This window comes from Leptospira hartskeerlii (genome assembly GCF_002811475.1).
Taxonomy (GTDB): Bacteria; Spirochaetota; Leptospiria; order Leptospirales; family Leptospiraceae; genus Leptospira_B; species Leptospira_B hartskeerlii.
The window spans coordinates 1-22,227 of record NZ_NPDL01000003.1; the positions used below are offsets into that span (position 1 = coordinate 1).

At 40.9% G+C, this 22,227-nt stretch carries 17 protein-coding genes, 1 tRNA gene and 1 pseudogene; 3 read left to right on the top strand and 16 right to left on the bottom strand.

Annotated elements, in window-relative coordinates; all coding sequences use genetic code 11:
- Window positions 1–277, bottom strand: a pseudogene (locus CH352_RS05390) (hypothetical protein); the annotation flags it as partial.
- Window positions 278–599: 322 nt separating this feature from the next.
- Between CH352_RS05390 and CH352_RS05395 the strand changes: the two are divergent.
- Together CH352_RS05395 and CH352_RS05400 are read left to right on the top strand one after the other, a co-directional pair.
- Window positions 600–1,985, top strand: coding sequence for a sensor histidine kinase (locus CH352_RS05395; RefSeq protein WP_243396239.1), 1,386 nt, complete (start codon window positions 600–602; stop codon window positions 1,983–1,985).
- Between the two features lie 33 nt (window positions 1,986–2,018).
- Window positions 2,019–2,726, top strand: coding sequence for a LytR/AlgR family response regulator transcription factor (locus tag CH352_RS05400; RefSeq protein ID WP_100705818.1), 708 nt, complete (start codon window positions 2,019–2,021; stop codon window positions 2,724–2,726).
- A 106-nt stretch (window positions 2,727–2,832) separates the two neighbouring features.
- Here the strand turns inward: CH352_RS05400 and CH352_RS05405 are convergent, their stop codons facing one another.
- The 3 genes from CH352_RS05405 to CH352_RS05415 form a co-directional block, all read right to left on the bottom strand.
- Window positions 2,833–5,046: a membrane dipeptidase gene (locus CH352_RS05405; RefSeq protein ID WP_100705819.1), complete on the bottom strand. Its 2,214-nt coding sequence runs from the start codon at window positions 5,044–5,046 to the stop codon at window positions 2,833–2,835.
- A 14-nt stretch (window positions 5,047–5,060) separates the two neighbouring features.
- Entirely contained in the window at window positions 5,061–5,612 is a 552-nt protein-coding gene (locus CH352_RS05410; protein ID WP_100705820.1) for a hypothetical protein, read from the bottom strand.
- 382 nt (window positions 5,613–5,994) lie between these two features.
- Window positions 5,995–6,070, bottom strand: a tRNA-Asn gene (locus CH352_RS05415).
- A 216-nt stretch (window positions 6,071–6,286) separates the two neighbouring features.
- On the opposite strand from CH352_RS05415, the gene CH352_RS05420 reads away from it, so the two are divergent.
- Entirely contained in the window at window positions 6,287–9,880 is a 3,594-nt protein-coding gene (locus tag CH352_RS05420; protein ID WP_100705821.1) for a vitamin B12-dependent ribonucleotide reductase, read from the top strand.
- 140 nt (window positions 9,881–10,020) lie between these two features.
- Here the strand turns inward: CH352_RS05420 and gspN are convergent, their stop codons facing one another.
- Genes gspN through CH352_RS05480 form a run of 12 tightly spaced genes read right to left on the bottom strand, consistent with a single transcriptional unit; the run spans window position 10,021 to window position 22,173 of the window.
- A complete protein-coding gene (gspN, locus tag CH352_RS05425; RefSeq protein ID WP_100705822.1) occupies window positions 10,021–10,974 on the bottom strand; it encodes a type II secretion system protein GspN in 954 nt (317 codons plus the stop codon).
- 1 nt (window position 10,975) lies between these two features.
- Window positions 10,976–11,506 carry a hypothetical protein gene (locus CH352_RS05430; RefSeq protein WP_100705823.1) on the bottom strand — a complete coding sequence of 177 codons (531 nt, stop codon included), beginning with the start codon at window positions 11,504–11,506 and terminating at the stop codon, window positions 10,976–10,978.
- Between the two features lie 13 nt (window positions 11,507–11,519).
- The gene (locus CH352_RS05435; RefSeq protein WP_100705824.1) at window positions 11,520–13,136 is read right to left on the bottom strand and encodes a cell division FtsA domain-containing protein; all 1,617 of its coding nucleotides are present in this window, start codon (window positions 13,134–13,136) and stop codon (window positions 11,520–11,522) included.
- On the bottom strand, window positions 13,136–14,266 hold the full coding sequence (locus CH352_RS05440) for a type II secretion system minor pseudopilin (RefSeq protein ID WP_100705825.1): 1,131 nt from the start codon (window positions 14,264–14,266) through the stop codon (window positions 13,136–13,138). Before CH352_RS05440 ends, CH352_RS05435 begins: the two co-directional genes overlap by 1 nt.
- Window positions 14,263–14,958 (bottom strand): type II secretion system protein GspJ, encoded by a 696-nt coding sequence (locus tag CH352_RS05445; protein ID WP_100705826.1) that lies wholly within the window; start codon window positions 14,956–14,958, stop codon window positions 14,263–14,265. The genes CH352_RS05440 and CH352_RS05445 overlap by 4 nt, the downstream gene beginning before the upstream one ends.
- Window position 14,959: 1 nt before the next feature.
- Complete coding sequence (locus CH352_RS05450; protein WP_100705827.1) at window positions 14,960–15,499, bottom strand: prepilin-type cleavage/methylation domain-containing protein; 540 nt, start codon at window positions 15,497–15,499, stop codon at window positions 14,960–14,962.
- Window positions 15,480–16,049: a type II secretion system protein gene (locus tag CH352_RS05455; RefSeq protein WP_100705828.1), complete on the bottom strand. Its 570-nt coding sequence runs from the start codon at window positions 16,047–16,049 to the stop codon at window positions 15,480–15,482. Before CH352_RS05455 ends, CH352_RS05450 begins: the two co-directional genes overlap by 20 nt.
- A gap of 6 nt (window positions 16,050–16,055) precedes the next feature.
- Window positions 16,056–16,535: a type II secretion system protein GspG gene (locus CH352_RS05460; RefSeq protein WP_100705829.1), complete on the bottom strand. Its 480-nt coding sequence runs from the start codon at window positions 16,533–16,535 to the stop codon at window positions 16,056–16,058.
- A 30-nt stretch (window positions 16,536–16,565) separates the two neighbouring features.
- Window positions 16,566–17,792, bottom strand: coding sequence for a type II secretion system F family protein (locus CH352_RS05465; protein WP_100705830.1), 1,227 nt, complete (start codon window positions 17,790–17,792; stop codon window positions 16,566–16,568).
- A gap of 11 nt (window positions 17,793–17,803) precedes the next feature.
- Complete coding sequence (gene gspE, locus CH352_RS05470) at window positions 17,804–19,477, bottom strand: type II secretion system ATPase GspE (protein WP_100705831.1); 1,674 nt, start codon at window positions 19,475–19,477, stop codon at window positions 17,804–17,806.
- A 4-nt stretch (window positions 19,478–19,481) separates the two neighbouring features.
- Window positions 19,482–21,272: a type II secretion system secretin GspD gene (gene gspD / locus CH352_RS05475; RefSeq protein ID WP_100705832.1), complete on the bottom strand. Its 1,791-nt coding sequence runs from the start codon at window positions 21,270–21,272 to the stop codon at window positions 19,482–19,484.
- A 7-nt stretch (window positions 21,273–21,279) separates the two neighbouring features.
- Complete coding sequence (locus CH352_RS05480) at window positions 21,280–22,173, bottom strand: general secretion pathway protein GspC (RefSeq protein ID WP_100705833.1); 894 nt, start codon at window positions 22,171–22,173, stop codon at window positions 21,280–21,282.
- Window positions 22,174–22,227: the final 54 nt, after the last annotated feature.

Below are 22,227 nucleotides of genomic sequence, written 5' to 3' on the forward strand. Positions count from 1 at the left end.
TCTCTCCCGCGTCTTGCGGAGTAGCGACTGCTACCCAATATAGATTGTCAGGAGTTTCACTCTTTAGAAGAGAAGCAGATACGACCGCGTTATCTTCATTGTAAGTAGAAGAAGAAGTTCTCGAACCGATAAATCCGGAGAAGATAGAGAGACTTTCTGAAAAAATATTTTTGGAAGAGGAGTTTGCCGCGCCGTCATGGTTCCTAGTAAAAATAAAGATGAGAACAACTACAACGAAAGTAGAAGAAACCAGTAATACGTTTTTCTTAGATGGCATCGGCCGAACAGTATATTACATCTCGCTCCGTTATGCAAATTCTTTGTAATTATTTATTAGAAAAATGTTATAAATATTTGAAAACATGCTCTAGTAATTTTTGCAAAGCAAAAGAAGAATAAAAATCGATACTTAAGTCATAAAATTATAAACTAGAACGGATCGCACTATGATATTCTTGGAGATGAGTTCATTCTTTTCTCTGGAATTTATGGCTTTTCTTGTTCATCTTTTTGACAAAGTTTTTTCACTAGTTTTCCTAAATCGAATGATTAGACAAAAAAGGGAGTTTTTTAAAAGGGAAAGAGATAAATTTGGAAATATGCAGGCGTTACTTCGGTTTTTTTTCGGGCTTAATTATCGTTTTGCACTTAGGCAGTATAGAAAAGCGAAGATACTTTCTTCCGTAAATTTTGCGCCGGTATTTACTCGAAACGCATACTTGGAAATTCTGATCGTACTCAGATATGTTTATCTAATCCTACCTATCATCATTCTACCGTTTGCCTTCTATGATCTAGTAGATGCATTTTCGGATGCTAAGGACAATTCATTCGTTCTATTTGATCTGGTATTTTATTCCGTTTTCCTAACGATGAATGTTCTTTTGAATTCCGGTCGTTTGCACAGAGCGGATCTGGATCGGATCAAATTATTTTGCCGGCTTGGGGTCCTTCTTCTTTCCCTCACAGGGACCTGTATCACAGTTGTGGTCTTTCCCAGGCTTCCTGAGATCTCTCTCTTCTCCACGGCTATGTTTAGCGTGGCGATCATGTTTAGATTTCCGGACCATACAAAGTATTTTATCTACACGATCAATTATGCGATCCTATACGGTTTTATTTATTATAGCGGTAACAGAGAACCTGTACTATTGCAAAACCCTTTGGTCACTCTGTTTTTGATCCTGATCTTTGATCGTGTGTCCTTCTTAACTTTGGCGAATACTTATCTTAAAACCCAAAGGATCATTCGTCTAAATGAAAGGTTAAAAGAAGAAGATACGAATAAAAGTGATATGATCAGTATTGCTGTTCACGATCTGAAGAGCCCACTTTCAGGGATCATGAGTATTAGCACGATCCTTCGTAAAAATTTAAAATCATTTTCCGATAAGGAGAAGAAAGAGATCCTTACTGATATAGAAAGTTCTTCCAGAAAAATTTTAGGGCATATTGACGATCTTGTCGGGATCGCAGCTTCCGGTTTCGAAAATATTAAGATCGATTATGATATTCTTAATATAAATTCTTATATAAGATCTACGATCCAAAACTTCGATTACCAGGCTTCTTTGAAGAGAATAAAATTTCATACTCAATTTGATAAAGAAGATCTAAAAATGCGCTCAGACAGAAAGGCGGTTGCGAGCATTCTGGATAATTTGGTTTCAAATGCTGTGAAATATTCACCTCCAGGCGGTTCTATATTCATCCATTCTAAATTGATAAAGGATAATGGAGATTTTATACAGATCCAGATCAGGGACGAGGGGAAAGGATTCACTGACGAGGATAAAAAACTTTTATTCTCTAGATTCACTCGTCTATCCGCTAAGCCTACCGGCAATGAACCTTCTACCGGAGTTGGGCTTTATGCAGTTCATAGATTAGTAGAACTATTGAATGCAAAGATCAGTTTAGAAAGTAAACCCGGACAAGGTGCAACATTCACACTTCTATTTGCCAGAACGAAAATTTCAGATTGACCATTTGAGAATTTTTTATAGAAATCGCTAAGCATGGTGAGAGCTGTTCTAGTCGAAGATGATAAGCTGATGGCAAGGACCATCCAGCATTATTGCAGGGAGGCATTCGGAAAAAGTTTAGTCTCTCTAAAAACGTTCGATGAATTGACTCCTGCTCTTTATAGTATTAAAGAAAATCCTATCGACCTTCTTCTTTTAGATATCAACTTGAAAGGACAATCCGGATACGAGATATTGAAACTTCCCGAAAAAGATTCCTTTTATACGATTGTGATCTCCTCGGACAAACAAAATGCAGTAAGTGCATTTGACTTCGGAGTTTTGGATTTTGTAGCTAAACCGTTCACTAGAGAACGATTTATCGCTGCAATCGATCGTATGAAGTCCGCGTCCGCTTCTAAAGCGGATTCTATGCGTAAGAATAGTATTTCCTTGAAGAAAGATGGAATGATAGAAGTGATCCGATTTCAGGATATTCTATATTTAGAAGCCTCAGGAAATTTCACAGAGATCCATCTTAAATCAGGCCGCAAAGAGTTGATCCGTAAAACGATGGAATCCGTTCTATCTGAGCTCAATTCCGATTTTTTCCGTTCTCATAGATCTTTCATTATCAATCTATCCGAAGTAAAAAAGATACTACACGGAAAAGGAAATCATTTTAAAGTACTTCTAGGCGATTCCGCAGAAGTTGCCTTATCTAGATCAAATTATAATACTCTAAAAGATATGCTGGGTTGATAAACTCGAACGTATCCACAGGCCGGTGAATTCTCAATTTTCAAGTAAGTAAAAAAAAGCCCGCAGGGTTTGGCGGGCTAAGAAAAATCTATTTCGTTAGATTTCTTTATTGGATACTTGCACCTCTTGTGACTGCTTTTTGCCACATAGTAGCGAAGAAGTCAGCAGAGCGATAAACAGGTTCCAGATCGGAACGTTTGAGTCCTTGCTGTCTTAAATCTTCAAAGAAGTCAGGCATAAGCCCAATATGAGAAGCTCCTTCTGTGTTAAAGTCGAATGTCCTGTTACCGAATGTATATTTTGCCATTGAAGGAAGAGCTGAAAGAGTTGCAGCTTTTCTAATGGAAGCATCCGGTGCAAAAGGATATGCTACTTTAGCAGAATCAGGTTGAGTGATCGTAGACACTCCTCCTGGACATGCTCTGGTTCCGTAACGAGGTCCAGGCATATGAGCGAATCCGTTAAAGTCTGTTCCGACAGTAAGTCTTCCGTCATAAGCTGGGTCTCCGATCAGATTTCTAAGATATTGATAGGATTGAGCAAATGTCTGAGTGGTTCCTCCACATGCGTGAGAAATATATTTACCATCAGAGTTTTGTCTCCATTCCCCTACTTCATCCAGATTTCCTTGTCCTGGGATCAGTCCGATCATTCCACCTAAAGCGATGATACGTTTGAGTGCCGTTCCAGTAGGATTAGCCTCATGACGATTTGTTTTGTTCGCCATATCATATACACCGGTGTGACCTGTTACGATACCTGGATAAGCTTGTTGTTCTGCGTAAGTCAAAGCTCCTTCCAAGGATCTTGCGGACATGTGACCCACGTCTATGATCATCCCTTTTTGCATTAGGGCTTTCATGATCTTAGGTCCGTAAGAAGTTAAACCTGCTACGTTACAGTCTTGTCCGTAATGTTTACAGTCATACTTTGTTCCACTTCCAAGGATATTGTAGAGACCTGCTCCACCGAATCCGTTTGTTTTCAAGTGAATTGGGAATATATAACGTAAACCTGCGTCATACATTTCTTGAACACCTTGAGTGATCATCGCATCAGTACAAGTTGTAGTATTACAATCTACTAGGTAATCAACTTCCGCACCTAAAACGACTGCGAGTTTACCTGCAGCGACCACACTTTGTGCTTCCGCAGGAGTTTTTACTATACGGAACCATCCAAGACCCGCTCCCCCGCTTTTTGTATCGATCCAAGTCTGCATATCATATACTGCTTGGGTTTGACGACGTAAAGTGTTCATGTCGTTTAGATCGTAGATTGGATCTGTTGCGATTGCGATCCCTTTGATAATATCCGGAAGACCATTATCAGTTGCTCCGAACATATAGTCACCGTTCACCGCAAGAACTACCATGGTTCTTAAACCGCCTTCATAGGCACGTTTGATCCATTCGTAATACATTGTTTGGTGAGTGTAGCTATTGTTTGCCGGCCAATAAGGGAAACTTGCGTATCCTCTATTATCATGTTTTGCTGTAGAAAGTAGAGCTCCAATAATATCATCTTGAACGATTGCTTCTACTCTGGAGTGTCCTGCAGAGTGGCCTTCGTTAGACATACTAGGGCAATCAGGAAGTGCAACTGCCGGTTCTCCATAAGGAGATCCATGGAAGATCACTCCACCAAAACCTAGGTTAGCCATCGGGTGAGTATGAAGATCCACATAACCAGAGAGAGTTCCTGTTCTTTTGAGAGAATCGCTAGTACCTCTTGCATACGCTTGCGGAGCGGACTCGCAGCTTGAATCTGCAACGTACCATTCTCCCCACATTCCTGTGGAGCTTCCTGTGTTCACGCATCTATCAGGAGTAGTATAGGTTTTACCTGCGATTGTGATCGGCATTTTAGCGCATGCTGCTTCCCAAGTCATACCTACAATATTCCATAAACGGGAAGAATATTTTCTTTTGCCCGCATAGGTCCCGGATGTTTGGCAACCATCATTCTTATGTGTCCAGTTATAAGCTCCACCGTCGTCCGTTGCTGCCCAGTTCGCTTCGCAGGAGTCATCGAGTACATCGAATTGTCCCCACTCATTGAATCCTGTGTTTACACAACGACTAGGTTTAGTAAACGCTTGGCCGTTAACGGTTGCTGGCATATTCGCACATGTAGTTTCCCAGCTTTGTCCCGAAGGGATTCCGTAAAGGATAGCTGAATACTGACGCTTGCCAGGGAAAATTGACGTACAGCTGTCTTTTTGAAACGTTCCCCAATAAGGATCCGCAAACACGGATGCACTTCCTGCGAAAAATACTACGAAGCCGAATACGTATCTTCGTATTGACCGATAATTCATAATTCTCTCCAAATCTATTTTTGGTTTATGTGTTTTTCATATTCGTTTTTTACATCTTTTAACTTTTTAGCATATAGTTCCTTACCGGCCAGGATCATTCTTCTAGAATCGTCGTTCAAACGTTCCGGATATCTATCCTCCATGATCTTCAATAGCTCCAATTGATCTTCTTGTAGTTTGATTTGAGCCGTATAATACTCATCTATCTCTTTGCGAGTTGCTTTATTGGAGTAGATCTTTCCATAAAGAGCTGCCCAATCTTCTCTAAGTTCGTGTTGGGCTTTCATTTCCACGGCATCTCTTGGAGTCGCTACTGCTACCCAATATAGATTGTCAGGAGTTTCATTTCTTAAGAGAGAAGCAGGTATGAGTCCTTCTTCTTCATTGGATGAGGAGGAGGAACCGGAGCGTAGAATATTGGAAAATGCGGAAAAACCTTCGGAAAAGAAGCTATTTCCGGAATTAGAAACGGCAGCATTCTTAGAAGAAGAAGGTAGAAGTAATAAGAGCAAAATTCCTGCGACAAGTAGTGATGAAACCAGGATAGTTATTTTCTTAAATGACATAGAAAGGAAAATACTAGGTTTCTAAGCCCTATGCAATGAGTTTGGGATGAAAGTGTATCTATGTATGATGAACGGAAAAATTCTTATCTACTCCTTATATAAGGGAAATCTTTATATTCTATCCGTTGTTATATAAAAAATCCGCGATTTTCGTGCGGAGATCACGGTGCACACAAAGTAATTTTGAAATCCTAAATCCGAGATCTTCTATTCTTAGCGGCTTCGCGTGAAAACAAATCGAATCAGTTTTTATCGCACGCAAGGCGTTAGATCGCTAAGGATTTTCGAATAAAATAACGTAAATTCTATTAAAAAGACTAAACAAATGTGGATCTACGGGGTCTATTAAGAAGATCGTAAATATGCTGAAATCTGATAAGATTGGCTCCCCCTGCAGGGCTCGAACCTGCGACCCAGTGATTAACAGTCACTTGCTCTACCGACTGAGCTAAAGGGGAGTGTCTGGTAGCAGAATCCAGTTTTTAGAAATGAGGCAGGCTGGCAATGAAAAATCTTCGAGACATAGGTATTTTCTGATCGGATCTACATACAATTTTCCGGCAAAAACCGAACAGCTTTCGGAAAAAGTACTACCTGAAAATTTGAAAGCTATAGTAGCGTGACATAATCCAAAAACGCACTATATTTTGCCGGAGTTTCATAAGGAGAATGCTATGAAGCTAAATAAACATTTCACTTCACCTGAGAAGGGATTTTCTAAGGATTTAAACTGGGTTAAGAGGAATTCTAAGATCTCTAACCCTGATGGTTCCGTCGTTTTCGAAGCCAAGGACATTCTTGTTCCAGACCAATGGTCTCAAGTTGCTGTAGATATTCTTGCCCAGAAGTATTTCAGACGTAAAGGAGTGCCAAAATACTTAAAAAAAGTAGATGAAAAAGGCATTCCGGAATGGTTACAACGCTCTGAACCGGACACTGAAAAACTTTCTTCTTTAAAAGCGGAAGATCGTTTCGGTGGAGAGAGTTCAGCACAGGAAGTTTTCAACCGTTTAGCGGGCTGTTGGACCTATTGGGGATATAAATACGGTTATTTTTCTGACGAAGAAAGTGCTAAAACTTTCTATGAAGAAGTCTCTTTCATGCTGGCTTCTCAAATGGCAGCTCCCAACTCCCCTCAATGGTTCAATACTGGATTACATTGGGCCTATGGGATCGACGGTAAATCCCAAGGACATTTCTATGTGGATCCTACCAGTGGAAAATTAGTAAAATCTTCTTCCGCATACGAACATCCACAACCTCACGCATGTTTTATTCAAAGTGTAGACGATGATTTAGTGAATGAAGGTGGTATCATGGATCTTTGGGTCCGTGAGGCTCGCCTATTCAAATACGGTTCCGGAACGGGAACCAACTTCTCCAACCTGAGAGCGGAAAACGAATCCCTTTCTGGCGGAGGAAAAAGTTCCGGTTTAATGAGTTTCTTAAAGATCGGAGACCGTGCTGCTGGTGCGATCAAGTCTGGTGGAACCACTCGTCGTGCTGCTAAAATGGTATGTTTGGATGTAGATCATCCGGATATCGATCGTTTCGTAGATTGGAAAGTCGAAGAAGAGAAGAAAGTAGCTTCTCTAGTAACCGGATCCATTCTGAACAACAGACATCTAAATGCGATCATGAAAGCTTGTTACGAGATGGAGGGAGAGGATCGTTTCGAACCTAAAAAGAACTCCGCTCTTAAAAAAACTATCATAGAAGCTAAGAAAGTTTTAATTCCTGATAATTATATCAAGAGAGTGATCGATCTTGCGAGACAAGGTTATAAAGAACTCATTTTTGAAGAATTAACCACAGATTGGCAATCAGAAGCGTATAATACTGTTTCCGGTCAGAACAGCAATAACTCAGTTCGTCTTCCGAATGAGTTCATGACTGCAGTTGAACAAGATCTTCCTTGGCATTTATATAACAGAACTGAAAAGGAAAAAGCTCTCAAAGAAAAAAGAGCTGCGAAACCTGCAAAAACGATCAGAGCAAGAGATCTTTGGGATAGAATTTCTTTTGCCGCTTGGTCTTCTGCTGACCCAGGAACACAGTATCATACTACCATCAACGAATGGCATACTTGTCCTGAAGATGGAAATATCAACGCTTCCAATCCATGTTCAGAATACATGTTCTTGGATAATACTGCGTGTAACCTGGCTTCTGCGAACTTACAGAAATTTGTAGATCCGGAAACTCTAGTCTTTGACGTAGAAAGTTTCCGCTATCTTTGCCGTCTCTGGACAATCATCCTTGAGATTTCCGTGACCATGGCTCAGTTCCCTTCCAAAGAGATCGCAGAACTTTCTTATAAGTTCAGAACTTTAGGTTTAGGATATGCAAACTTAGGTTCCGCATTGATGATCATGGGAATTCCTTATGATTCTAAGGAAGCTATGGCAATTACCGGTGCAATTTCTTCTATCATGCATATGACTTCTTATGCTACTTCTGCGGAAATGGCAAAAGAACTCGGGCCATTCTCCGGTTATGAGAAGAATAAAAAACATATGCTTCGAGTACTTCGAAATCATAAAAGAGCAGCTTATAATGTTCCTTCCGAAGATTACGAAGGACTGACTATCACTCCTGTTGGAATTGATCCTGCGTACTGCCCTTCTTACCTTTTGAAAGCTGCTCAGGAAGATTCTGACAAAGCGGTTTCTTTTGGAGAGGAATTCGGATACAGAAACGCACAAGTTACAGTAATTGCTCCAACAGGAACAATCGGACTTGTGATGGACTGTGATACTACCGGTATCGAGCCTGATTTCGCTCTGGTGAAATTCAAAAAATTAGCGGGTGGCGGTTATTTCAAAATTATCAACCAATCCGTTCCTTTGGCTCTACGTAAACTTGGATACTCCCCTTCTGAGATCGAATCTATCGTAAATTATTGTAAAGGACATGCTACCTTAAACGGAGCTCCTGTAATCAATACTCAAAGCCTGAAAGAAAAAGGTTTCACGAACGAGATCTTGGAAAAAGTAGAAGCTTCTCTTCCTTATGCGTTCGATATCAATTTTGCGTTCAACAAATTCAACTTAGGTGAGAATTTCTTACAAAAGAACCTTGGTATCGCAAAAGAAACTTATGATTCTTTCACATTCAATCTTCTCGAGCATTTAGGTTTCTCTAAAGATGAGATCAATAAAGCAAACGATTATGTTTGTGGAACGATGACCATCGAGAACGCTCCATACTTGAAAGAGAAAGATTATCCTGTATTTGATTGCGCGAACAAATGTGGTAAATACGGAAAACGTTATCTTTCCTATGAGTCCCATATCCGCACTATGGCTGCTGCTCAGCCGTTTATCAGCGGTGCGATCTCTAAGACGATCAACCTTCCGGAAGATGCAACTATCGAAGATATCAAAAACGCTTACTATATCTCTTGGAAGATGATGGTAAAAGCGAATGCTCTGTATCGCGACGGATCCAAACTTTCTCAACCGTTAAACTCTGTATTGGAACTTCTAAACGGGATCGAGTTAGAAGAACAAGAAGAGATCGCAGAAGCTGCAGTTTCTAAAGATCCTTCTCAGTTTGCAGAAAAGATCGTTTATAAGTATATCTCTCATAGACGTAAACTTCCGAACAGACGTGCAGGTTATACTCAAAAAGCGGTTGTAGGCGGTCACAAAGTTTATTTAAGAACTGGTGAATACGAAGACGGACAACTCGGAGAGATCTTCGTGGATATGCACAAAGAAGGTGCAGCATTCAGAAGTTTGATGAATGCATTCGCGATTTCCGTGTCTTTAGGTCTACAACATGGAGTTCCATTAGAAGAATTTGTGGATGCATTCACATTCTTCAAATTTGAGCCAAATGGTATCGTGACCGGAAATAAACATATCAAAATGAGTACTTCCGTAATCGATTTCATCTTCAGAGAACTTGCTATCACGTATTTGGGAAGATATGATCTTGGCCAAGTAGCTCCTGAAGATTTAAGAGGAGACGAGATCGGATCCAGAAAATCTTCCGAGTCTATCCAGCCTAAGGCAGATGTTCAGCCAGCAACTTCTGCAGTAGTGGAAACTGCTCCTTCTTCAGAGCCGGAAACAATTTCCTACTCTCAGATGATGAGGACGGAAAAACCAAGTTCAGGGATTGCTTTAATGGAAGAGATCAAAATGGCAAGGATCAAAGGTTATACTGGAGATTCCTGCACAGAATGTGGATCTTTCGAGATGGTAAGAAACGGTTCCTGTTTGAAATGTATGTCCTGCGGGGCAACTACCGGATGCTCTTGATCTAAGAGATTCAGAGCGCGGATAAATGAAAAAACCTCGGGTGGCTGATTATACCATTCGAGGTTTTTTTGTATCTTTAGAAAAAGTGAATATTCTCTAAAGCCTGCACTAATGCCAGATTGATTGAAATTTGCTTTGGATTAAGGAGCCGGACTTCCTGGCAAACCTGCAGGAGCATTCAAACCAGGGATCTTGAATTCAGGTCTTTGGAAACTTCCGGTGATCGGGATACATTTTCCACTTCCACCTTTTTCTAAAAGATCCAATGCACCAACAATGATCTGGTTTTCTGCAGCAGAGGCAAAATTCCTTTCTAATTCGAAACAGGCTCTTAAATTCAATTGGGAATTGGAGAATGAATCTGAAAGTCGGATGTTCCCATGAAGATCCAATCTTGCTACCGAAGTATCTATAATAAATTCTTCGAACTCTACCATTCCTTGGTCTATTTTAGAGGTGATCAGTATCTTATTTACGAAGAAATTTTCTATTTTTCCTACAAAAGGAATTTCAGGAAGATTCGGAAAAGATCCGAATTTTCCTTCCGGCATTTTAAGAGAGAATGACCCACCGAACCTGCTGGCCGGTACGGACAAAGAGTCCAACTGCAAGTGGCCTTCTAACTCTCCAATGTTTCCTAGAGTTTGGCCATCGTAGTCTACTTCCAATTCTTCTATCTCGAAATCACCGTTTACTTTTTTTCTCAATAAAGAAAAAAGTCCTGCTTTGATCTGAGCATCTTTAGATCTGATCTTGAATGTTTGGCCCATGATCTCCATGGACTTTACGGAAACTTTTCCGAGTAGAACTGAGACAGATAATTCGTTAAAAAATACACTGCTTGGTTGTCCGGAGGAAGAATTCATGAGCTGTCGGACTATATTTTCGTAAGGGAACAATAGGATCAAAAAAAGAAGAAAGGAACTGAGCCCGCTTCCGATCAATATGAGCTTTTGTTTGAGGGAAAATCTAGGAGTATCTTCTTCCTCTTCCGGAGGTAATTCCTCCAATTCCATCGTGAGGAATTCTTCTTCCTCGTTGGAGATTAGTTCTTCCTCTTCTTCTTCAATTTCTATTTTTTTAGCGCGAGCCATCTTATTTTCCAGGAGCGACACTATAGGCCGCGATTTTCATGTTCACGTCGTAGGTATTTTTGTCTTGGTAAGGTTTATTGGTCTGGAAATATTCCACCCTGGCATTTACCTTATTGCCTTTATCTATATCATACAATACAGACATAACGTTTTCCAGAGGTACACCTCTTAAATTCACTTCGAAAACGATTACTTGGTATTTTCCTTTGTCGATCGCTTTTGCAGGGATAGGCCTCATAGTGGAGATTCTATCCTTCACTCCATTATCGGAAAAGATCCTTTCCAGCTTCGCTGCAAAGGCACTCTGGTCATTCTCCCCTGTGTTCACGTTTTCCAAAGATCTGAAAAATAAATAGTCGGAGATTGTTTTGTCCAATTGGGCCACGAGTCCAGGAGTATTGTTTACCGTTTCAGAAAGATCCGTTCTGAGCCTGTAAATTTTACGGACTACTAAGAATACAAGAAGGACCAAAATCAGTCCGGCCGCGATCACTAATAAAAGTTTTTCCCTAGGTTGTAATTTTTGCCACATAGACGGGTCCCTCTTAATCGTTTTCTTCGATTTTAGAGGTCACCTCCATTTTGATCACAAAGGAGACTTTAAACGTTTTGAGTCCGAAATTCGGACGGTTGCTATCTAATTTTACATTTTTAAACATGGGGGAACGCGCCAAAGAGTCCTGTACTTTTCCGATTTCTGAGATCTCATTTACTGCGCCTTGGATGGATACTGAACCATTATCGTAAGTGATACTTTGGAATAAGAATGGTTGCATTCCTGGATCTGGAAACTTTAAGGAAATCTCATGTAGTACGTCTAGCACACTCGGTTTGGAAAGATACTTTCTGTAGAGTTCAGTTTTTCTTTCCGCACCATCTCTTAGGCTTTTTGCAAACTCTATTGGATCTCTGTTAGAAGGAACACTGGAACCTGTGCTAGATTTTACTTTTTCAGCTAGGATCTTATTTGCGGCTGCGAGTTTTCTTTTATCCGAAATAATACCCAAGAAAAATACACCGATCAAAAGTACAAAAGAAACCGAGCTCAATATAATATGAGGTTTGAATATGCTAATGTCGAATAAGTTCTTGTTTAATCTTTTGACATAAGGGGTTTCTAAAAAATCTATTTTAGCTTTTTTAGATTGAATGAGGTGATAAGCCATTCCATAACAAGTGGCAAATCTGTCCGGGTCAGCGCTTAAGAAATCGTATCTTCTGGCCTGGATACCTAGGTCTTCTCCTAAAAAGGATTCCAGGTCCTTGATCTTACTTCCTTCTCCCGAAAGATAAATTGCCTCGGGTCTTTCCGTTTCTTCTAAAGAAAGGAAACTTCTGCGCACTTCTTCGCTTAAGGATGTAAAAAATTCCTGAACAATGACAAATGCCTTTTTGATATCTGCAACTTTGAGTTTGTATTCTTTTGCAAATAGATTCAAACCGTCTTCCGGAGAATGGAATGGTTCGAATTGTATACTGGTCTTTAAGGCCTCAGCCTTATCTTTAGGGATCTTTAATGCTTTGGCGATTTCTTCCGTAAGAGTATCTCCACCCACGGAAAGAAAACGAGTATGAGCAATCTTTCCATCCTTAGTTACATTCAAGATGGATTTTTTGCCGCCTATATCCAACTGGGCGACATTTGCAAATTGTATCTCTTTATGTAAGTGTTTGGAGATGATAGAACCCAAACATATTGAATCCACAAAGATCCCGCGAAATACAAGACTGGATTCTAAAAAAGGAGAAGCTAATGTATCGAATTCCGAATGATGAGAAGTATAGGTAATTACGTCCGATTTTTCCTGATCGATCCTCCAAACGGAACCCAATACTTCCACAGTTTCCATCGGAAAAGGAACTCTACTTTCTATCTCGAAAGGGATCACTTCTCTCACCGCTTTTTCGGTGGTTAAAGGAATAGAGATTTCTCTTACGAAAAGTCTATCTAAAGAAAGACAAAGAACGATGGCATGTTCTTCCGCAAAATAGGTGTTTATAAAACGAAGTACGTTTGTTTCGTACTCCTTTTCTTCCATTCTGGAGATAGGCATGGATTCCGCTCTAAGCAAAGTTAGGTTCCCTGCCACTCTTTGGAACAGTACACCCTTTACGGAATTTGTACCGTAATCTACGGTTAAAAACTTTTCGTATAAGAACATTAATCTTCTCTATAATATAGCATCAGGTTATTGGTCAGGTCAAAAATTCCGGTGATCCTACGTACGATTTTAGGTCCTTTCATAACATCGGAACTTTTTTTACTATTATAGTTTCTTTCTACTTCCCCGACTGCACTGATCCGAAATATTTCGCCTTTTGTTTTGATCCTTCCACCGGAGACATCGGTTCCTTCTCCTGCTAATTCTTTGTAGAGGGAGAGTCCACCAACGGAAGGCACTTGGAATTCTGGAATGGTTTCCAGATCCTTAATCTCCTTCAGGTAGCCGCCCTTTTTGATTTTCATTTTCATGATCTGAAGAACGGATTGGCGGTTCATAAAATCGGATAGAGACATTAAAACGAAGTACGGCGCCGCGTTCAAGTTGATTCTATCGTCATAGTTTCTCTGGAAGGGCACAAATGCGGTTAAATTATTTGCCAGAACAAAATCGGACTCCCCTATCAGGCTTCTTTCCTCGTCGGACATAAAATCCTTGGAATACTTTTGTTCGTAGTCCGGAGGTTTTTGAGAGCCATACACTATTTTAGGATCGAACCCTTTTACTGAGGTAAGCTCTGAAAGAGAATACATGTACGCGTTTTTGATCTTTCTAGGCGGAGTCAGTTTTTCATAGTATGAAATTTCGAAATTTCCCTGGCTATCATCGTCCAACCAATCTACTACAGGATTGAAAAGCTCTTTCTTCATTCCCAAACGTTCCAGAAGTCTTTGGGCCATTTCTTGGTTTCTTAAATTTAATTCTTTCGTGTCCGCATTGAAGATAGAATTTAAATTAATTTTTCCATCTTCTCCCTGGATCTTATAATAGATCCAACCTCCTCCCATTGGAACCGGAGGTGGGTTCAGACCTATTCCAGATTGGTAGAGTTGTTCTTCCGGGATTTTTCTGAGCGCAGCCAAGGCTCCTTGGAATCCAGCCTTTGCCAAAAGAGAAGCTTTGAAGCCTGACATTTCTCCTTGGGAAATTTTATATTCCGCCATCGATCTTTCCGCAAAATCTAAGGTAGTGGTTAAGGCAGCTACACCTATCCCTCCGACAAGGAGCATAACGATTGCTCCCCTTCTTCTAGAGAATCTTTTGCCTTTAAAACCAAGACCTGAATTCATTTCATAAGCATCCCTGGGAAGGCAAGAGTTTCAAAACGTCTTTCCTTGTTTCCCATATTTGCGATGATCTCTATTCTTATAAGACGAGGGATACTTTTTCTTTGGAAGGAATCCCATTCTTCTTCCCATTCTTTTCCTGTTTTGGAAAATTTAAAGGAGAGAGATTTTACATTATCCAATAATTCGTATTCTTGTCCGCCTACGAAAGGGTAACGATCCACAATCTCATCTTCCCTTCTCATTAATTTATAATAATCAGTTCCGTCTTTTTGTTTTAGATAATATTCTACTTCTCGTACTTCAGGAAGTGCAACTTCCTCCGAGTTAGGATGGACCGCTGCAAACACTATAAAATGATCCTTAGTACTTTCTCCAGGGTGTCTTGGTCCATCTTCCGATTTGCGTCCTTTTCTACTTACAAAGACTAGATTTTTTTCCGTTTGAAAATAGAAGGCCATGGTCAATGTGCTTCGAATATTTTCGATAACGGAGATTGCCTGTTCTCTGTCTACGCCTTCCGTTCCTGAAGTAGGACGAGTGACTTTTAGGATCGTAGCATAAGTCCCGAAAACCATTCCAAGAAGCACGCCTAATAAAGCTGCGACAATGGTTAATTCTATCAGAGTAAATCCGGACCTTCTTCTTTTCCGAAGAAGTTTTAGAAAAGCGGAATGTAGATAAAAATTTCCCATGTCAGTTCATTCTCGCTTTATAGGTCTCAATCGTGTATTGTTCTTTTACTGGAATTCCTTGGTTGTCTCTTCCACCTGTAGGATATTCTATTGTTACATAAATATGAAATACTGCGATGAGTCCGCCTGTAGCAGAACCCTGGTTATTGCCTGTCCTTTTTGCGATCAGTTGGTTCATGCTAGAGTTTGTACCGCCTAACAGATCCTCAGGTTTTTTACCGCTTTCTTTTCCGGCCATTTTCAGAAGATCTAAGTTCTCTTCTTTGACGATTGTCGTGAATCTCCAGTCTTGATAGCCTGGAATATCTCCGGAACTAGTGTCTGCCTGAAGAATGGTGGCAGAATCTATCTGAGCCATTTTAATTTTTGCTAAATGGGTAGCTTCCATTTGTAATGCGGCTACTTTTTTTAAACGTATCCCTTCCGAAACTACCATCAATACATAGAGAAGCCAACCGGCGGCGAGCGCAAACGCCAAGGTCATTTCTAAAATTGTAAAACCATGCCGAAGGTTCTTTCTTTTAAAACTTACTCGTGCCATATTGCTCGCTACGTTTGTATTCTTCCAATTGTTCCTTGGAAACTACAACTTCCCCGTCCTCAATTTCCGATTTTCCACCATAACGTTTGATGATCAGCGTTCTTGTGATTTCCGGATCGGGACCTAAATGGATATAAAAATCTTCCGCTACTGCCATAGGAGAGAATGGAATGCGGATCTTTCCCGTATTATATCTATAACCTCTTCCATCCATCACATCTACGATTGCGGAAGAGCTTGGGAGTTCTCTATCTTTGAATACTGGAACTTCTTTCAAGCCAGTCTCGTCCCTTTCCATGTCTAGGATGGTATACGTTTCAGTATCTACGTTTAACTCTAGATAGACGGTTCTTTGGTTGATCTTCGCCCTTCTGAAACAGAAGTTCACGACGTCATGCAATAACATCGCTTCTTCTTGGGCGCCTGGTGTTAGTAAATTTACTAAAGAGGGAAGCACAAGAGCGAACATCACTCCGATCAGGAATACTGCGACTCCTAATTCGATCAATGTGAAGCCGGAACGGATCCGGCCTTTCGCTCTTGGGCCCATCTTGGATTATTTTTTAGAGCCGGCTGAAGTGAATTGAGGAGGATACTGTTCTTCTTTTGTGATATCGAAGTCTGAGTTTAAACCTTCTCCACCTTCTGTTTTATCCTGACCGAAAGTGATGATCTGGATCTCACCTGCACCGTCGTATCTAAGTTTGTACGGGTTCTTCCATGGATCTTTGATAGAATCCTTGCTGCTCACCATAGGGATCCAAGTCTCAGGAATTTCTCCGGTAGTCGGTTTTTCGACTAACGCATCAAGTCCTTGCTCTTCACTTGGATAACTTCCGAATTTGGAAGCATATCTTTCTAGATGTAATCTAAGTTCCTGTTTATCTTTTTTGATCTTCATCTTTGCGGTTTCGATGCTCACTCCGCCGAAATCCACGCTGACAAGAATGATAGTCATCAAAGCACCTAAGATGGCGACGACGATCGCTAATTCGATAAGAGTGAATCCTTTTCTCCGTTTGTTTCCCGTTTTCAAAGTCGGTTCTCCTATTTCTTCCTATTAAATTTATATACCTTGCAAGTTTTGGGTCAAGCTGAACATCGGAACGATGATCGCCGCCATAATGATACCAATCGCAAAACCCATAAAAACGAGCATCAGAGGTTCGATTGCCTGTGTCGCATTCTTCAAAGCTGAATCCACTTCTTGGTCGTAAATTTCCGCAAGCTTATTCAACATCTCAGGCACCCTGTCGGAAACTTCTCCGGCAGACATCATACCAATAACTAGTTGTGGCAATATCTCTGACCCTGTGAATGCAGCGGAAAGTTTCTCTCCTTCTCGAATTCTATCGCATGCGTTTCGGATTTCCTGTCCGAAAACGGAGTGATTAACGATCTGTTCCACAATTTGGAGAGAAATTATGAGAGGCACTCTATTTGTAAGGAGGATCCCTAAGTTCCTCGCAAAATTGGAGATAAGCACTTTTTTATTGAGTGTTCTAATAATTGGGATCTTAAGAACGAACTTTTCCCATTTTTCCTTACCTTCCGGTGTGGATTTATAAAAGAAGAAGCCCACAACTCCGGCACCTATCATAGGAAAGATCAAAAACCAATACCCTGTCAGGATTCTGGAACTTCCGATCACGATCCGAGTAATTACCGGAAGGGTTGCATTAAACTCTACGAATAGATGTTCAATCTGGGGAACAACTGTGGTGAGAAGAAATATAATTACGATCTGTAAAAGGCAGAAAATAATTCCAGGATAAACAAGTGCAGTGGTGACCTTACCTTTTAACTGTAGGTTTTTTTCTTCCATCTCGGCGAGACGCATGAGCGCAGTTTCGTAATCACCTGTTCTTTCTCCAACTGAAACAAGAGAAGGATATTGATTTGGAAATACGTCCGGATGTTTTCTCATCGAATCTGATAAGGAACTTCCTTCGGTAATGTCCGCCTGCATTGCGATCACAACTTTGCGAAATACTTCGTGATCTGTCTGTTCGATGATACTGGATAGCGATTTATCTAGAGGAATACCTGCGCCTAAAAGAGTTCCGAGTTGTCTGGAAAAAAGACCTATGATCTTTTTAGGAACTCTATAAAGAAGTCTAGCTAAGAATGGAAAAAGTTCTCTGTCTTTTCGTTCTGCATCTTCGGAAATTTGGCGAACGTAAAAACCTTTGCTTTTAAGTTTAGCTCTTGCGGATTGGATATTTGGGGCATCTATAATTCCCTTTTCTTCCTTTCCTTTCTTGTTAAACGCAGTGTAAGTATAAAGTGCCATGGAAGGAAAACTTAAGTAACCCTTAGAACTTCATCCGGGGTGGTAACTCCATCCAATACTTTTCGGATCCCATAATCTCTCATGGTAGCAAATCCGTTTTCTAAGGCGATATCATTTATCTTATTCGTATCGGATCCCGCGAGTATGGCATTTTTGATCGGAGTATTGATGATCAGAAGTTCGTAAACTCCCGTTCTTCCTTTAAATCCAGTGTTCATACAGTGAGAACAACCTTTTCCTTTGTATAAAAGCCCACCTTTCAGTTCCTTTTTGGAAATTCCGATAGATTCCAATTCTTGAGGCGTTGGTTTATAGGAAATTTTACATTCTTTGCATATAGTTCTTACAAGTCTTTGGGCCATAAATCCCAAAACAGTAGAAGTAATCAGATAAGGTTCAATCCCCATATCCACAAGTCTTGTTGCAGCAGAAGCAGCATCATTCGTGTGCAAAGTAGAAAACACTAAGTGACCTGTTAAGGAAGCTTGGATAGCGATCCTCGCAGTCTCTTCGTCCCGGATCTCCCCTACCATGATTACGTCCGGGTCCTGACGTAGAATTGCACGGAGTCCTGTTGCAAATGTAAGCCCGATCTTTTCCTGCATCTGCATTTGAGAAACACCGTCTATTTGGTATTCCACCGGGTCTTCACATGTGATGATATTTCTTTCTTCAGTATTGAGCTCGGTCAAAGCAGAATACAATGTGGTGGATTTTCCGGATCCGGTAGGGCCCGTAACTAATATAATACCGTGGGGTTCGTAGATAAGAGTGCGAAGTGTTTTAACAAGATCCGGATAAAATCCCATTGTCTCCAGGGAATATTTCTGATCCGTCTTATTCAAGAGACGCATAACGATACGTTCTCCGAACTGACAAGGGATAGTAGAAACCCGGATATCCACATCTTTTCCTGCAAGTCTGAGTTTGATCCTACCGTCTTGGGGTAATCTGTTCTCTGCGATGTTCAGGTTGGACATGATCTTAATACGAGAGGTAATTCCCGCATGATAAGACTTAGGAGGAGTTAATACGTTATGAAGAATACCGTCTATCCTGTATCGGACCACTAGACTTTTTTCGTATGGTTCTACGTGAATATCCGAAGCTCTCTCGTTTACTGCTTGAGAAAGGATCACGTTCACCATCTTGATGATAGGAGCATCATCAGAAAGATCGATAGTTTCGTTATCGAAACCTTCCGCAAGTTCGGAGAAACTACCTTCCATTTCATTCAGAAGGTCTTTTGCAGCTGCGGAAGTAGTATCGAACTGGGAGTGAATGAGTCTCATCACTTCCGGTTCAGGCGCGAGTATGAATTCTATTTTAAATTCTTTTAATGCAGTACGTACATCATCCATCGGGTGAAGATCCGTAGGATCGGACACCGCAATTTTAACATTCTTCTTATTTAGTTCGAAAGGAACTATTTTACTTTTTTGGATGAGTTTAAGAGGGATACGGTCGTAAACTTCTTCCATACCCTTGAAATCCAGTTTTTCTCTGAATTCCATTTTGTATAATCGGGCCATCGCCTTGAGAACGTCTACTTCTCCCGCGATCCCTTTTTTCTGAAGAATATGTCCTAAAGGTAAATGATTCTTTTTTTGTAGCTTGAGGGAGTCTTCTAGATCCTTGGCGGATATGACCCCGTCTTCTACGAGAATATCACCTAGAGTTTTCACCGTATTATTCTCCGCGTTCCTTGATAGTGGCTTCCTTATTTAGGACCCTTTCCCTTTCAATTTCGTATCTTTCTTGCTGTAACTTCTTCTTAACAGTCATCTTATCAGCAAGTTCACGATTGTCCAAGATATGTGGCGTGATAAAAACCATCAAATTGGTCTTTTTTAATTGTTCGGTAGTTCTACGGAAGATCCAACCCAGATAAGGAATATCTCCCAGTAATGGGATCTTGATCAGACGTTTTTGTTTATCGTTGGAGATCAAGCCCCCGATCACGATCGTTTGTCTGTTGTCGATGGTGATGGTGGTCTTCACTTCCCTTCTATTAAATGTAGGGTTTCCTCCCGCAAGCGCGATGGAGGCGATGTTTTTGATCTCTTGTAAAAGATCTAAAGTGATTCGGTTATTTTTATTCACGTGAGGGGTGAATTTTAACTTAATACCGGTCGGGCGATATTCGTAGTTGTCAACTGTTACTGCGTTTGCACCACCAAGACCTGCGTTACGGCTTTGGGTCCTAACTGGAACGTCCTGTCCAACGTTGATCTCAGCTTCTTGGTTATCCAATGTGAGAACTTGTGGAGCAGACAATACGTTGAAGTTCTCATTTCCTTGGTTTGCACTTAAGATCCCTAAGATCTGTTGCGCTCCGGCTTGCACGAATCCAAGAGAGAAACCGGATAATGTGTTTAGGTTCGGGTTGATCCTACCGCTTGAGTTAATAATATTTCCTTCTTTAGCAAGTCCTGAGTTGAACTGGCTATAAGGGCCCTGCCCTTGGAATCTCCAGTCAATACCGAAGTCATTTGTATCTGTGGAAGAAAGTTCTACTATCAAAACTTCCAACAATACTTGCTTTCTAGCAGAATCCAGAACTCGGATAATTTTACGGATCTCGTTCCATTCTGCTTCGGTCGCAGTAACGATCACTGAATTGGATTCTTTATGGGCTACTGCTTTGATCTTCTCTACTTTAGGAGCAGGAGGAGGTGGAGCGCCAGGCGCTCCGCTTGGTATAGGTTGGTCGCCTACGTTTGGACTATCCAATTTGATCAGAGTAGCCGCGATCTTCTCCGCTTCATTAAATTCTAAGGTATAAATATGAACATCGCCGGCAGAGGCAACTGCTCCAGGAGTAGTCTCATCCGGTCTTACATCCAACTCATTTACTAAAGTGAGAAGCTTATTGATGTCAGCGGTAGAACCTGAAAGAACGATTGTATTCGTATTTCTATAAACGATAATATCTGTATTAGGAGAAGTTAATCTTTTTAAGATAGGTTCCAATTCTTCCGGCTTTACGTTCTCTACCGGAATGATCTGAGTGATAATACGATTATCCAACGCTTCCGTTTCAGGGATTGGCTCCTTACCCACTCTAACATAAGGAGATCTGGCAAGTGCATCCTTCAATTTTACGATAGTGATCAGATCCACTTCTTCTACGATCGCGAATCCCATGGATTCCAAAACTGCCTTCATGAATGGAAATGCGTTTTTGATCGGTATCTCTTTTTGGGAGATGATCGTGATCTTCTTACCTTTTAAACTCTCATCCAAAAGTATGTTTTTCTTTAGGATTGCGCTCATCCCTTTTAGAAAATCATTAAGTTCCGTATCTCTCCAGTTAGCGTAAAAGGTTTTTTCTTTTGTATCTTCTGCAGACGGGGTCGTACTTCTCTTACTTCCTTTTTTGGAAGCCTGGGAGAGTAAACCTTCGTTCACCGAAAGAAGAAGTAAAAACGCAAATGTGGCGTTTCTCAAATATCTGGATCGTAAATCTGTTTTGCGCATTTAATCTTTAATTCCGGATGATGAATTCATAGGACAATATCTTGCCCATTCTCTCTACGTCTACGGATACTTTATCGGCCGTTTTCAAGGAATTCCATATTTCCATCATTTTCACCGTATCGTTTAAGGGCATTCCGTTTACCCGTCGCACCACGTCTCCGGTCCTAGCTCCCAAAGAATAAAAAATATGATCGCTGCCTATACTGTATATTTTGTAACCCGCGATCGTGTTATTTTCCAAATAAGGACCGAATTTTCCCTTATAAAGTTCTGCTACGTTCGCTAATTTTCTATTCACGTCTTGTCTGGACAGAATTTTACGCACTGTATCAGCAGCAGGTGGTCCTCCTGGGACATCCGCCTGTGCTCCTAACTTGGCCCTGGCTTCTCCCGGTGTTTGGCCTATCTCTACCTTGAGAGATTGCCCCCCTTTTTCCAGGACAACATGGTTGAGAAGAATGGACTTTACTTTGTATCCGCCGACTGCTTCTCCCATTGCGAATTCTTCCGCACTTTGCTTCCCTTTTTCAAGAATAGTGACTCGGGCAAAACTCCAGTGACCACTTAAGGTTCCAGTGACTCTCATCTCTTCCCCTTCTCCAGTATCTGGAGGAGCTCCAGGGGTCCCATCTGCACCTGCGGGAACTTCCCCAGGAGGAGGAGCTAGACTTCCCCTAAATAAGGAACCCGTGACCATTTCCTTGGACATTTCAACGGTTATTGAATTTTCGGCTACGGGTCTTCTGGGTGCTGAAGTGGAGGAACCTGTTTGCACATTCGGGGTCAGAAAAAGTAGAAGTATCCCTCTACAAAGATACGCCAGAGAGAAGGAAAAAAATATCACGACAGGGATCAGAACATAGAATGTATGTTTTCTGAATTCGATAAAAATTGCGTTCATTGCGCCCTTCGGATATTCTCAAGGAATCATTCTAAAAAAGCCGGACCTTAAACT

Coding starts and splice junctions, on each gene's coding strand:
- CH352_RS05465 (WP_100705830.1), bottom strand. CDS start 17,792: ATGGCACTTTATACTTACACTGCGTTTAACAAGAAAGGAAAGGAAGAA.
- CH352_RS05400 (WP_100705818.1), top strand. CDS start 2,019: ATGGTGAGAGCTGTTCTAGTCGAAGATGATAAGCTGATGGCAAGGACC.
- CH352_RS05450 (WP_100705827.1), bottom strand. CDS start 15,499: ATGGCACGAGTAAGTTTTAAAAGAAAGAACCTTCGGCATGGTTTTACA.
- CH352_RS05445 (WP_100705826.1), bottom strand. CDS start 14,958: ATGGGAAATTTTTATCTACATTCCGCTTTTCTAAAACTTCTTCGGAAA.
- CH352_RS05405 (WP_100705819.1), bottom strand. CDS start 5,046: ATGAATTATCGGTCAATACGAAGATACGTATTCGGCTTCGTAGTATTT.
- CH352_RS05430 (WP_100705823.1), bottom strand. CDS start 11,506: ATGTGGCAAAAATTACAACCTAGGGAAAAACTTTTATTAGTGATCGCG.
- CH352_RS05435 (WP_100705824.1), bottom strand. CDS start 13,136: ATGTTCTTATACGAAAAGTTTTTAACCGTAGATTACGGTACAAATTCC.
- gspD (WP_100705832.1), bottom strand. CDS start 21,272: ATGCGCAAAACAGATTTACGATCCAGATATTTGAGAAACGCCACATTT.
- CH352_RS05480 (WP_100705833.1), bottom strand. CDS start 22,173: ATGAACGCAATTTTTATCGAATTCAGAAAACATACATTCTATGTTCTG.
- gspN (WP_100705822.1), bottom strand. CDS start 10,974: ATGGCTCGCGCTAAAAAAATAGAAATTGAAGAAGAAGAGGAAGAACTA.
- CH352_RS05440 (WP_100705825.1), bottom strand. CDS start 14,266: ATGAATTCAGGTCTTGGTTTTAAAGGCAAAAGATTCTCTAGAAGAAGG.
- CH352_RS05420 (WP_100705821.1), top strand. CDS start 6,287: ATGAAGCTAAATAAACATTTCACTTCACCTGAGAAGGGATTTTCTAAG.
- CH352_RS05395 (WP_243396239.1), top strand. CDS start 600: ATGCAGGCGTTACTTCGGTTTTTTTTCGGGCTTAATTATCGTTTTGCA.
- CH352_RS05455 (WP_100705828.1), bottom strand. CDS start 16,049: ATGGGCCCAAGAGCGAAAGGCCGGATCCGTTCCGGCTTCACATTGATC.
- CH352_RS05410 (WP_100705820.1), bottom strand. CDS start 5,612: ATGTCATTTAAGAAAATAACTATCCTGGTTTCATCACTACTTGTCGCA.